Annotated in this window: 10 protein-coding genes and 1 tRNA gene; 4 read left to right on the top strand and 7 right to left on the bottom strand. The window is 37.5% G+C overall.

The features are described from left to right. Positions 1-195: 195 nt before the first annotated feature. The 4 genes from JOC86_RS13755 to JOC86_RS13740 form a co-directional block, all read right to left on the bottom strand. Positions 196-1,593 carry a Na+/H+ antiporter NhaC family protein gene (locus JOC86_RS13755; protein ID WP_205173428.1) on the bottom strand — a complete coding sequence of 466 codons (1,398 nt, stop codon included), beginning with the start codon at positions 1,591-1,593 and terminating at the stop codon, positions 196-198. 25 nt (positions 1,594-1,618) lie between these two features. Continuing rightward, positions 1,619-2,716, bottom strand: coding sequence for an alanine dehydrogenase (locus JOC86_RS13750; protein WP_205173427.1), 1,098 nt, complete (start codon positions 2,714-2,716; stop codon positions 1,619-1,621). A gap of 205 nt (positions 2,717-2,921) precedes the next feature. Continuing rightward, positions 2,922-4,307: a sigma-54 interaction domain-containing protein gene (locus JOC86_RS13745; RefSeq protein ID WP_338021749.1), complete on the bottom strand. Its 1,386-nt coding sequence runs from the start codon at positions 4,305-4,307 to the stop codon at positions 2,922-2,924. A gap of 225 nt (positions 4,308-4,532) precedes the next feature. Continuing rightward, a tRNA-Ala gene (locus JOC86_RS13740) sits at positions 4,533-4,605 on the bottom strand. A 158-nt stretch (positions 4,606-4,763) separates the two neighbouring features. Between JOC86_RS13740 and JOC86_RS13735 the strand changes: the two genes are divergently transcribed. Continuing rightward, positions 4,764-6,944, top strand: a complete 2,181-nt coding sequence (locus JOC86_RS13735; protein ID WP_205173426.1) for a beta-propeller domain-containing protein — start codon at positions 4,764-4,766, stop codon at positions 6,942-6,944. Between the two features lie 67 nt (positions 6,945-7,011). After that, complete coding sequence (locus JOC86_RS13730; protein ID WP_205173425.1) at positions 7,012-8,034, top strand: potassium channel family protein; 1,023 nt, start codon at positions 7,012-7,014, stop codon at positions 8,032-8,034. On the opposite strand, the gene JOC86_RS13725 is transcribed toward JOC86_RS13730, so the two are convergent. After that, positions 8,027-8,434, bottom strand: a complete 408-nt coding sequence (locus tag JOC86_RS13725; RefSeq protein WP_205173424.1) for a YugN-like family protein — start codon at positions 8,432-8,434, stop codon at positions 8,027-8,029. The two genes, JOC86_RS13730 and JOC86_RS13725, sit on opposite strands and share 8 nt — an antisense overlap. A 90-nt stretch (positions 8,435-8,524) precedes the next feature. Continuing rightward, positions 8,525-9,874: a glucose-6-phosphate isomerase gene (locus JOC86_RS13720; RefSeq protein ID WP_205173422.1), complete on the bottom strand. Its 1,350-nt coding sequence runs from the start codon at positions 9,872-9,874 to the stop codon at positions 8,525-8,527. A 128-nt stretch (positions 9,875-10,002) separates the two neighbouring features. On the opposite strand from JOC86_RS13720, the gene JOC86_RS13715 reads away from it, so the two are divergent. After that, positions 10,003-10,440, top strand: coding sequence for a GNAT family N-acetyltransferase (locus JOC86_RS13715; RefSeq protein WP_338021748.1), 438 nt, complete (start codon positions 10,003-10,005; stop codon positions 10,438-10,440). 308 nt (positions 10,441-10,748) lie between these two features. On the opposite strand, the gene JOC86_RS13710 is transcribed toward JOC86_RS13715, so the two are convergent. Next, positions 10,749-11,912 carry an iron-containing alcohol dehydrogenase gene (locus JOC86_RS13710; RefSeq protein ID WP_205173421.1) on the bottom strand — a complete coding sequence of 388 codons (1,164 nt, stop codon included), beginning with the start codon at positions 11,910-11,912 and terminating at the stop codon, positions 10,749-10,751. A 168-nt stretch (positions 11,913-12,080) separates the two neighbouring features. Here JOC86_RS13710 and JOC86_RS13705 point away from each other — a divergent pair, with 168 nt between their 5' ends. Beyond that, on the top strand, positions 12,081-12,314 hold the full coding sequence (locus JOC86_RS13705; RefSeq protein ID WP_205173420.1) for a DUF378 domain-containing protein: 234 nt from the start codon (positions 12,081-12,083) through the stop codon (positions 12,312-12,314). The last annotated feature ends 242 nt before the right edge of the window (positions 12,315-12,556 follow it).

The raw sequence follows: 12,556 nt of genomic DNA, 5'->3' as shown, positions 1-12,556 counted from the left end.
GGCAACAGTCGGAAACAGGCTAGAAACTCATTTGCCTATTTATTAGCTTCTTTTTGTTCTAGTCTCATAAAAAAAGGGCATCATTTTTCATTAGATGTCCCTTTAACCTTTTTGGTACCCGGTAGTTCCATAATTATATTTTCTATTAATACACTCTAAAATTAAGTTTTCTCAATCGATGAGTTTTTTTACTTTTTAAACAAATACTATCCCAACAATCAGATAAAAAACACAAGCAATAGCAGCTACAGTTAACGCATACGGAATCTGTGTCTTTACATGATCCATGTGATCGGATGCTGCACCGGTTGAAGCTAGTACTGTCGTATCTGATAAAGGAGAACAATGATCTCCAAACACACCTCCACCTCCAACGGCTGCTATTGTAGCTAAAACAAGAGTCGTTACTTCATCCCCTGTATAGTTAAAGACAAGGGGGATTGCTAAAGGCATAACTATGGCAAAAGTTCCCCAAGAAGAACCTGTTGCAAAAGCAATAATCGCCGCGATTATAAAGGTAATTACTGGAAGTAGACTAGGAGTTAACCAATTTTCGCTGACCGAAACAATATAATCGGCTGTTCCAATGTCTTCGGTTAATTTATTCAATGCATAGGCAAACGCTAAGATAATAATGGCAGGTAATACACCTTTCATCCCGGCAGTTGCTGTTTTCATAATATCATTAAAAGGGATGCCCTGTATTCGCATAATGATTCCTAAAATGACAGATGCAGTCAAAAAGGCTTCCATCGTTTTCGCTGAATCTAACACTATGAATGTCCCAACTGCGATAGAGATCACAATCAAAACAGGCAAGAAAAAGTTTAAGAAGACATTAGGCTTTATTCCTTCAAAAGGTGGAGTTTCTGTCAATTCCTCTCCCATTAACGGTTCAGCTCCGTCGCGAAGAACTTTTCCTTCCTTCAATGCTCGTTCCTCCGCTTTCTTCATCGGTCCAAAATCAGGGATGACTTTCATTGCAATTAACCCTACAAAAAGAACTGATAGTAAGGCATAGAAGTTAAAAGGTATTGCTTGAACAAACACTCCCATCGCCATATCAGGGCTTGTAATCGCACCCATACCGACCAATAACCCTGAAATATACACGGCCCAACCAGTTATTGGAACCATGACGCTGACAGGTGCTGAAGTCGAATCCGCTATATATGACAACTTTTCTCTTGAAATTTTCGCTTTATCTGACAAATTTCGCATTGTGGACCCTACAAATAACGGACTGAAATAGTCGCTAAAGAACACGAACATTCCTAAAAACCAGGAAACTAGCTGTGTCTTGACACGACTCAAATTCTTACGCTCCATGATTAACGTAAAATGCTGAATCGCTCCGGTTCTTTGAAAAAAGGCAATTAAAACCCCGATAAAAAGTTCAAGTAAAAAGATCCATGAAAAGCTAGTGGTACCTAATGCATCTTTCAGCAAGTTAGGAAATCCTAATAATCCTTGTCCAGCTAGAAGCACCCCGATAAAACATGCGACAGCAAGCGAGAAGACTGTATTTCTAGTTACAAATGCTAGAATAATTGCAACCGCTGCGGGAACAAGTGATAGAATACCTAAATCCATGTTCATCCCTCCCCAAAAATAAAATTTAATTCAACAACTCTTCTGGTTTCACCCATTGGCGCTCTTGAATGTTGCCTGTTTCTTCATGGGTTAACACCCCTTTAAAGGCAGTAAGCCCTTTTCTAAGATATTCATCATCAATCAATGCTTTTTCAACCCCATTATTGGCAATAGAATGGATATGCGGGAAAACCGAGGCGGCATATGCAATCGATGCAGTGTTGGGAACAGCACCTGGTATATTATCTACTCCAAAATGGATAACACCATCCACCGTATAAACTGGTTCATTAAACGTCGTTGGGCGATAGGTTTCAATTGCCCCACCAACGTCTGCACTAATATCAACAATGACCGATCCCTTTTGCATCATGCAAAGCATTTCTCTAGTAATCAGATGGTCTGCTCGTTGTTTCGGCCACTTTACACAATTGATGACAAGGTCCACATTAGGCAAGATTTCTTTAATCGTTTCTTGATTTGAAAAACCAGTCGTAACATTCTTCGGAAAAAGAAACTGGGCTTCTCTTAATACTCCGATATTAATGTCTAGTAATCTCACCTGAGCTCTCAATGAAGCAAGAACGTCCACCGCACTTTTCCCAACGATGCCTCCTCCTAACACTAAAGCCTGTATTCCGGGGACTCCACCTACCCCCCCTACTAATTTTCCCAATCCACCGTTTGTAGAAAGAAGGTACTGTATTCCCATTAAGGCTCCAAGCTTTCCGGCTACTTCACAATTAGGTGATCCAAAACGATGAGTATCTTCTGCTGTTATAGCCACTACTTTCTTTTCTAACAACACATCCACCTCTTCTTTATTAGCCGCCGGATGGAGACAGGAAAAAAGAATTTGACCAGGCTGAAGAAGAGCATATTCTTTCGGACTAATTTCCTTCACTTTCACCACCATATCAGACTGCTCAAAAATATCTTTTGCTAGCTGTGTAATCTCTGCTCCTGCCTCTAGATATAATTGGTCAGGAAACCCTGCATTTAACCCCGCATTTTTTTCCACCAAAACTGAATGGCCATTACGTGACAATACCTTCACCTCAGTTGGTGTTAAAACAACACGTGATTCTCCATCCTTTACTTCTTTTAAAATTCCTATTTTCATTTTATCCCCCTACTTTCAATAGCTTATAAGCTTATATGCAAAACTCATGCCAACTTAAAATATAGGAGGAACAATAAATAAAAAAAGCAGGCAAAACCCCTTACAAAAGGATTTTTGCCTTCCAAAAAATAGTTTAGAAAATCAAAAGTGATATAAAACGGGCAATCAGGTGTTAAGATATGGGCACCTACTAGATAGATTTAGTTCAGCTATTGTTTATTCCATAATGGATCATTTTATTTTGTAATGTTTGTCTAGGGATTTCAAGCAACCTAGCCGCTTTTGATACATTCCCATTTGTTAGAATAATGGCCTGCTCAATTCTTGCTTTTTCTAAATTCGCAATCTCATCTTTTAATGGCTTTATTTTCGTAGAGGAAAACGTTTGTTGTACACCCATTAGATGCTTTATTTGTTTTTCTAAATGATGATATTGTAATGTATCATCACATGCATCAGCTAGATTTATAGAATATTCGATGACATTTTCAAGCTCCCTGACATTTCCTGGCCAATCATAACTCAGTAAAAACTCAAGTGAATCTCTTGAAATATGAGCAATGTTCTTTTTATGGCTTTTATTAAACTTACTAACAAAATATTCAACCAATAGTCGTATATCCTCTCTCCTTTCACGTAAAGGAGGAATTGCCAATGTCATGACCCCAAGACGGTAGTAAAGATCTTGACGCAGCTTTCCATCTCTTACACACTGTGCCGGATGCACGTTAGTTGCAGAAATGATACGAACATCAATTGCTCTTACTTTTGTGTCCCCTAGTCTGCGAACACAACGATCTTCCAATACTCTTAAAAGTTTAGCCTGAAGGTGAATCGGCATCGAATTGATCTCATCAAGGAAAAGAGTACCCCCATCAGCCAATTCAAACAAGCCAGGATTATCCTCAGCCCCAGTAAAGCTTCCCTTTTTTGTGCCAAACAGAATACTTTCGATTAAACTTTCTGGAAGTGCAGCACAATTCTGAGTAATAAATGGTTGAGTTGATCGATCACTCTCATTGTGAATGGCATGTGCAAATAATTCTTTGCCCGTTCCTGTTTCTCCATTGATAAAAACAGAAGAATCCCCTTTGGCAAACTTCCTTACAGATTCCTTTAATTGATTCATTTCTTCATCAATAGTGACGATATCTTCCAAAAAATAGACAGCTCTCTCCGGCTGAATCTTCGCTTTTAATTGTTTACTATTAAATGAACTTGAATCAATTTCTATAACCGAACCTAGTAAACGGTTATCATCACTTATATCTTTTGAAAGTTCAATCGAACCAATCGTTTTCCCATGGGCCTTGATTGGTAATGAAACATTTGTGGTTTCATTTTCAACCCCTCTGAAATCGACTATCTTTTGTTTTGCACGATAAATCGGTTTCCCCGTCTTCATTACATTAAAAAGGGTGCTTGACTGTTCATCAAGCATAGGGAAAGCAGAAAAAAGATTTTGGCCGATAATCTTCTCGTTATCATCAATTTCAGCATGAAACCTTGGATTAAATTTAACTGTAAATAAGATGGTTCCTGATGTATCAATAATCGTAATTCCATCAATATATCTTAATTGGTCCAACACTATCCATCATCCCCGTGTATTCACATCATTTTCTACTATATTACAGAACTTTCACTCAAAAAACATCAAACTGTTTTACGAAATGGGTTCCTCTCACCTTATTATCCTTTAAACAAAAAAAGCCACTTCCTCTTAAGTTAGTACTCAAAAGAAAAGTGGTTCTTATGTGTAAGATAGCCTAAAATAGTTTACCAACAGATTGAAACATTAAAATAAAGTTATGTATGGAGCATAGCGGGCTCGAACCGCTGACCTCTACACTGCCAGTGTAGCGCTCTCCCAGCTGAGCTAATGCCCCAGGATAATATTTTTCCGACAAAGATTATTATACTATTTTCTACAATTATTGCAATATTTTTAATTAATTTTAATGTTTTTGTAACCTTCTTTTTCCTACTTCGTCTACTCCAATAAGAACAAGTTATTGTTAGAGAATATGGAAAGGGAGTGAAAAAATTGAAAAAGTACTCATTGATTTATAGTTGTATTGCTGTGGTTGCACTTATTTGCTTTGGCCTTTTCTTCTTTTTTCAAAAGCCGTCGGTTAGTGCTGGGATTCCATTGGATGAACGGTCTGTTGTCCTTTCCAATAAGTCATGGGACTTGCAATTTTCAACTAGTATGGATAAAGATTCGGTCAATAAAGAGAATGTTTATGTAACAGATAACAACGGGAAAAAAGTACCCGTGACACTTGATTTAAGTAAGGATGGGAAACACCTCAAGATTCATCCTCCAAAGGATGGATATTCACTCGATCCTGAGTATTTTACACTTCATTTGGGTTCATCTGTAAAATCAACATGGGGATTGTCCATTAGAAGGGATAAAAATATTGAATTTGCCGTTGTTCCATCTCTTCCAACCGTGAAGTCGAAAGAACATTTAAAAAAGTATTTCCTTACTGCTCTTAAGGAAGAAAAGAATCGTCCATCTCTTCTGGGCAAAACGGAAGAACGTTCTGACAGCAATGGGACACCAGAATCAGCAAATTCCGCCACTCTTAGTCAAGAGAAATCGACCGCAGCAGAGTTCTCTGGAACAAACAATCAAGTTCAAGGTGTAGATGAAGGAGATCGGGTAAAGACAGACGGAAAGTATATCTATCATATGACTGATGGGAAATTGATCATAACAAAAGCAGCTCCCGCTGAGAATCTAGAAATTGCCTCACAAACCGAATTCAAGCAAAATTTCAGTCCCATGCATTTGTTTATCCATGAAAATACACTACTCGTTATCGGAAACAGTTGGGAATCTTATCAAGATAACCTTCCCAGGACAAAGAATATGATTATGCCGATAGATGGGATGACCACAGGGTATATTTATGACATTTCAAATAAACAGAAGCCGAAGTTGTTAAGAGAAATTGGAATGGAAGGGCATTATGTAACATCTAGGATGATTGATTCACAGGTTTATTTAATTTCTAACCATTATCCAAACCACTTGATGCTTGAACAAAATGAAGATATTGATTTACGACCTAGAATTATGGATTCACTAGCAAATGAAGAACCAACTAGACTAGATATTGATAAAATCAAATACATGCCGCAATCACAAGAGAAAAACTTTACCATGTTTGGAAGTTTAGATTTAAATAAACCTAACTCGGAAATGCATGTAGAATCCTATCTCGGAAGCGGCGAGCAAATCTATATGTCCGAGGATCATTTGTATATTGCAGTGAGTAAATATTTTTACGAGAATAATGGAGAGTGGTCTCCGCCGAATACAGAGATATATAAGTTTAATGTAAATAATCTTGATGTTCAATTTGCCTCGATGGGTGAAGTTCCTGGAACAGTACTCAATCAGTTTTCAATGGATGAACATGAAGGGTATTTTAGAGTCGCGACAACCCAAGGGGAAATGTGGAATGATGATAAGCCTTCTGCTAATAACCTTTATATTTTAGATAAAAATATGAAACAAGTTGGGGAAGTTGAAAATTTAGCTCGTGGTGAAAGAATTTATTCTGTTCGATTTATGGGTGATCGAGCTTATATTGTTACCTTTAAGCAAGTCGATCCGCTCTTTGTCATAGATACCGCAAACCCATCAAACCCTAAAGTACTTGGAGAGTTGAAAATTCCTGGCTTTAGTACGTATTTACATCCATACGATGAAAATCATATCATAGGCTTTGGTCAGGATACTAGGACAGTCAAAGATCCTAATGGCAAAAGCGAAGAACCGATTGTGATGAGAGGTGGAATGAAAATTTCGTTGTTTGACATTACTGATTTCAACAACCCAAAGGAAGCAGATATGGAAATCATTGGAGGTCAAGGTACCCATTCAGAGCTTCTTCATAATCACAAAGCTCTAATGCACCATCCAGAAAAGGACTTATTTGCTTTTCCTGTTTCAATTTATCAGGATGGAAAAAAAGGGCCGTTTGATCAGGAATTCGCTGGTCAAGGAGCACTAATATACGAAATTTCGCCTGAAAATGGAATCGTACAAAAAGCAAAGCTAATAAATGATGAAGAAAAGGCAGAGAACTGGGAGGATCAAATTCAACGAATTCTCTATATCGATAATCAATTGTATACCATTTCGAACAATGCCGTTAGTGCTTACGACTTAAATTCTTTTAAATCTATAGAATCCATTAAAATTCAATAACGAAGAAAGTGGTTGACTTTCAAAGTCAGCCACTTTTTGGTTATGTATTCCCAATATTTCGGTGATAATGATAAGAGAATTGCTGAAAGGAACGATTGATTTGGTACATATTTATCATCGCTTTTTACAATGGCCATTAGTCTTTCGAATTTTAATAATCGCCTTATTTCTAATCTTAACATTTGGAGCTGCCGCTCATATGGTCGAACCGAGGACCTTCCCCACTATTTTTGATGGAGTGTGGTGGGCAATCATTACCGCTTCAACTGTTGGTTATGGTGATCTTTACCCAAGCTCTACTGAAGGGAGAGTCATCGGAATTTTGCTTATTCTAGCTGGGGCAGGATTTTTATCCACCTATTTCATTACATTGGCTTCTACTGCTGTTACAACACAAAATGCTTTTCTAGAAGGAAAAGCTACCTATAGTGGCAAAGATCATATCATTATTATCGGCTGGAATGAACGCTCAAGAGAAATTATTGATCAGTTAATTTCATTAGACCGTCAATGCTTCGTAATCTTAATTGATGATACTTTAAAAGAAAACCCTTATAAGAATCATCATGTCCATTTTATAAAGGGCAAGGCCTATAATGATAAAGTATTGAAACAAGCTAATATTCATCATGCCTCAAAGGGAATCATTACTTCAGATCAGAATCAAAATGAAGAACATGCTGATATGAATTCGATTCTGACTCTTTTAGCTATGAAAGGTATGCAGCCCAACCTCTACTGTGTGGTTGAAATTTTAACAAAGGAGCAAGTTGCTAATGCAAGTCGAGCTGGAGCAGATGAAATTATTCAATCGAATAAACAAACAAGCTATGTTGTGATGAATAGCATCATTTCTCAAGGAATGTCAAAAACAATTTTGAAGCTATTAAACCATTTAAGGGGAAATAATTTAAAGCTGATTTCAACATCACCAGAATGGTGCGGAAAAAGTTTCCAAGAGCTAAGTGCTTTTTTACTTGAGAAAAACATTATTTTATTAGGGATTAAAAAAGGAGAGTTCACAGGCGTGAACCCTCCTTTAGGAACAGTCATCCATGAAGATGATGAACTTCTTGTTATTTCTAATTAGTTGCTAACACGTTTTCCAATTCTTTCACAAGCTCCTGGCCCGTGTGAACATATTCTTCAGATACAGTGGCGTCTGGATCTTGTGGTTCTTGAAACTGATTAAACGTACCAGACATGGCGCCAGCAGATGCATAGTCATCTACTCCGATCTGGTATTTATGAGAGAGCAAAAATGGTTTTCCCAACTGAACAGTTGCGCCACGTGAATCGAGCTGACCGTCAATCGATTGAAAAGGAATACGCAAATATTGATATCCGACTTCATCGTCTATTTTATAATCAAAATAACCATGGTCATATTCCCATCCGCCGCCAATTGAGTACCCCAGTGGCTTTAATAACTGTTCTAGTTTATAGAGCTGATAATGTTGCCCTTCAATTTTAGAAGATAATTTAATCATGATTCCATCTCCTTTCAGATACTTATAGTTTTATCTAAGGAGAAAAAAATCATGTAAAGAAAAGGAGCAGAGAGCCTGCTCCTTTAATAATTATTTCAAGCGTTTTTCAAGTTCTTTCTTTTTCTCTTCAAATCCAGGTTTACCAAGTAGAGCAAACATGTTCACTTTATAGGCTTCTACTCCTGGTTGGTCGAATGGATTCACTCCTAGTAAATATCCGCTCATTGCACAAGCTTTCTCAAAGAAATACACAAGATACCCAAACGTGAAAGCATCCATTTTCGGTATCTCCACAATTAAGTTAGGAACTCCACCATCAGTATGGGCTAATAATGTTCCTTCAAAAGCTTTGTTATTAACAAAATCAACGGTTTCACCAGCTAAATAGTTCAAGCCGTCAAGATCACTTTCTGCTTTTTCAAGAGTCAATTCATGACGAGGCTCGGAAACTTTAATGACCGTTTCAAACAAGTCTCGACGACCTTCCTGAACGTATTGACCTAGTGAATGGAGGTCTGTTGAGAAGTTTGCAGACGAAGGGAAAATTCCTTTTTGGTCTTTCCCTTCACTTTCACCAAACAGCTGCTTCCACCACTCAGCAAAATATTGAAGTCCTGGCTCATAATTGATCAGCATTTCAATTGTTTTTCCTTTATTGTAAAGAACATTTCGAACAGCAGCATATTGATAGGCTATATTTTCTTCAAGCTCAGACTTGCTGAAATCTTCACGTGCTTCTGCAGCACCGTTCATCATGGAATGGATATCAACACCACTTACAGCAATCGGTAGTAACCCAACAGCAGTAAGAACGGAATAACGGCCTCCCACATCATCAGGAACAACAAAAGATTCATAGCCTTCGTCTGTCGCAAGAGTTTTTAAAGCACCTTTTGCTTTATCTGTTGTTGCATAGATACGCTTCCTTGCTTCTTCGACTCCATATTTCTCTTCCAGCAGCTTACGGAAAATACGGAATGCAATGGCAGGTTCTGTAGTAGTACCCGATTTCGAAATCACATTAATCGAGAAGTCTTTCCCTTCAAGAAGATCCATTAAATCCTTCATATACGTCGAACTAATATTGTTTCCTACAAATAGAACTTGTGGTGTTTGACGTTTTTCAGATGGTAAGGCATTATAAAAGCTGTGATTAAGCATTTCAATAGCTGCACGAGCCCCTAAGTATGAACCGCCAATACCAATGACTAAAAGTACATCAGAATCATTCTTTACTTTCTCTGCAGACTTTTGAATACGAGTAAATTCTTCTTTGTCATATTGAACAGGGAGGTCAATCCAACCTAAAAAGTCACTCCCTGCACCTGTCTGTTCATGTAGTGAGTGATGCGCCACTTTTACAGCATCACTCAAATATGTAATTTCATGTTCGCCAAAAAAAGAAAGAGCTTTAGAATAATCAAAACGAACGTGTGTCATAGTGTAATCCTCCGTTAAAATAGTTTATCCATTTACCACTTTATCGAAAGCTGCAAATATTATCAAGAAAGCTTCCTCTATGTAAGCGTGTCCAATATAAAAAAATTTAACAAACTGAGGTGAACATTGTGGAATACTTGACATTTACCCTTTCCAACCTTCCAATATCATGGCAAAAGAAGACAACAATCTTATATCAAGAAATATTTCAAAACGATGGTGACTTTTTTGATTCCATGGAAGAGAAGAAAAATCCTTTAATTAACTTAGCAATAGATTCTGAAAAGGTTATTGGCTTTAAAATTGGATACGATCGAAAAATTGGTCATTTTTATAGCTGGCTAGGAGGAGTTCACCCTTCCTATCGGGGACAGGGTATCGCCTCTCATTTAATGAAACACCAGCATGAATGGTGCATGAAACATGGATATGAGACCATTCAAACAAAAACAAAAAACAAATGGAAAAACATGTTAATCTTAAACCTGAAATCAGGATTTGACGTCATCGGCACCTATACTGATAAACAAGGGGAACCCAAGATTATATTGGAGAAAAAGTTGTAGATGATGTTGTTTGGGGAATCTGAGGATTTAGAGGAATTTGAATTCTAGAACAATTTTATTTGGTACAATTCCGCTTTATTGTGCCTTGCCATAAAAATGAAGATGCTTCTGAGGGTTTCTTCTATCTATTAAAGTTACGGTTCCTGCTTTCTTTTTTGATTTATTAACATATGCATAAATTTGATCTCGTACAATTACTAGTCGTTTCCGTGCATTAAATCGAAAAGTTGATCATTACCATATTTCAAAAATCAAAAAGGAGCTGTCTGCTAGTAGAAAAATTGACTTATCAGACAGCCCCCTGCTTTTTATAAAGATGCACGTAAGATTGAGAGAACATCCTCTTTCTTTAGGGGATTAAAGTTCCCGAATTCTCCGTTGACCATTGCTTTATCAGCCATAACCTCAAGCTTTCTATCGTCGATATTGTAGTCTTTTAATGTGACTGGTGCACCAAGACTTGACCAGAATTCTCGGAGCTTTTCAATTCCTTCTAACCCAACCTCTTCATTGGATTTACCTGCTGGATTTACATTAAATACTCTTTTCGCCAATTGTGCAAAGCGAGATGGATTTACTTTTAAGTTATGCTTCATCCAATTCGGGAATAGAATGGCAAGGCCTCCAGCATGTGGGATATCATACACAGCAGATACAGCGTGTTCAATATTATGTGATGCCCAGTCCCCGCGATAGCCCATTTGCAACATTCCGTTTAAAGCAATGGTTCCTGAATAAAGAATGGTTTCTCTTAACTCATAATTTTCAAGATCATTCAATAGCTTAGGGGCCGTTTCTATAACAGTTTTTAAAACAGATTCACACATGCGATCCTGCAGTGGTGTGTTGTCTGCATTATGGAAATATTGTTCGAAAACATGGGTCATCATATCGACCATTCCATAAATCGTTTGATCCTTTGGTACGGTAAACGTATTTTCAGGATCTAGGATGGAGAACTTCGGAAATGTAACCGGACTTCCCCAACCATACTTTTCATTCGTCTCCCAATTCGTAATAACTGATCCTGAATTCATTTCGGACCCTGTTGCTGCAAGGGTTAAGACAGTACCAAATGGTATTGCCTCTTCCGCAATCACTTTTTTGATAACGAGATCCCAAGCATCACCTTCATATTTTGCTCCCGCTGCAATGGCTTTCGTACAGTCAATAACACTTCCCCCACCAACCGCTAAAATAAAATCAACATTCTCTTGTCTACAAATCTCTACTCCCTTGCGGACAGTTGAAATTCGAGGATTCGGCTCTACTCCAGATAGTTCAGTAAATTCCACGTCTATTTTATTCAAATATGTAACGACCTTGTCGTAAAGTCCATTTCGCTTTATACTTCCTCCACCATAAACAAGTAATACTCTACTCCCATATTCGGGAATCAAATCGGTTAATTGTTCTAATTGGTCTTTCCCAAAAATTAATTTAGTCGGATTATAAAATGTAAAGCTATTCATTCAATATAACCTCCTTATGGATTTTTGAAATGTAGCTCTACTTCATTATCGGATATACCATTCCTTATTTGCAAAGATAATGCACAGCAAAATTCTTTTTCGCCAATGTATAATTCCGGACTATTGTAACAATCTATAAATGAACCATATTATAAGGAGGAGTACATCATGAGTGCTATTCAACGTATTGCCTTGGTTCTTACTATTATTGGAGCAATAAACTGGGGACTAATCGGATTTTTCCAATTTGATCTTGTAGCAGCTATCTTTGGTGGCCAAAACAGCGCATTAGCTCGATTGATTTATGGTTTAGTCGGAATCGCAGGATTAATCAACCTTGGGCTACTATTTAAACCAACAGAGGAAGTAGATCGAGAACCTGAAGCAAGACCAACTCGATAATTATTAAAAAGCTCATTGACGAGTCATCTTGTTGATGAGCTTTTTCATTAAGTTTCTGATTGGAAAAGGCGTGCTAAATATTATGTTGATTGGTCGATATATTGTTATTCAAAATTAAGGTTTTCATTTAAATAAATTAAATTCAGTTGTGAGTCTTGACACCATTCTTAACTTTGTTTAATTCCCAAAGCTCACACTGTAGCCCACTCGTCATATACCCTCAATCTGTTGTATCCCATTCC

Source organism: Rossellomorea pakistanensis, assembly GCF_016908495.1.
GTDB classification, from domain to species: domain Bacteria; phylum Bacillota; class Bacilli; order Bacillales; family Bacillaceae_B; genus Rossellomorea; species Rossellomorea pakistanensis.
Note: the sequence above shows the minus strand (reverse complement) of the source record. Positions and strands in the feature narration are given on the sequence as shown.

What these genes read in the sequence shown, in the direction of transcription:
- JOC86_RS13755 (WP_205173428.1), bottom strand. Translation starts at nt 1,593, where the DNA reads ATGGATTTAGGTATTCTATCACTTGTTCCCGCAGCGGTTGCAATTATT.
- JOC86_RS13750 (WP_205173427.1), bottom strand. Translation starts at nt 2,716, where the DNA reads ATGAAAATAGGAATTTTAAAAGAAGTAAAGGATGGAGAATCACGTGTT.
- JOC86_RS13710 (WP_205173421.1), bottom strand. Translation starts at nt 11,912, where the DNA reads ATGAATAGCTTTACATTTTATAATCCGACTAAATTAATTTTTGGGAAA.
- JOC86_RS13720 (WP_205173422.1), bottom strand. Translation starts at nt 9,874, where the DNA reads ATGACACACGTTCGTTTTGATTATTCTAAAGCTCTTTCTTTTTTTGGC.
- JOC86_RS13725 (WP_205173424.1), bottom strand. Translation starts at nt 8,434, where the DNA reads ATGATTAAATTATCTTCTAAAATTGAAGGGCAACATTATCAGCTCTAT.
- JOC86_RS13705 (WP_205173420.1), top strand. Translation starts at nt 12,081, where the DNA reads ATGAGTGCTATTCAACGTATTGCCTTGGTTCTTACTATTATTGGAGCA.
- JOC86_RS13730 (WP_205173425.1), top strand. Translation starts at nt 7,012, where the DNA reads ATGATAAGAGAATTGCTGAAAGGAACGATTGATTTGGTACATATTTAT.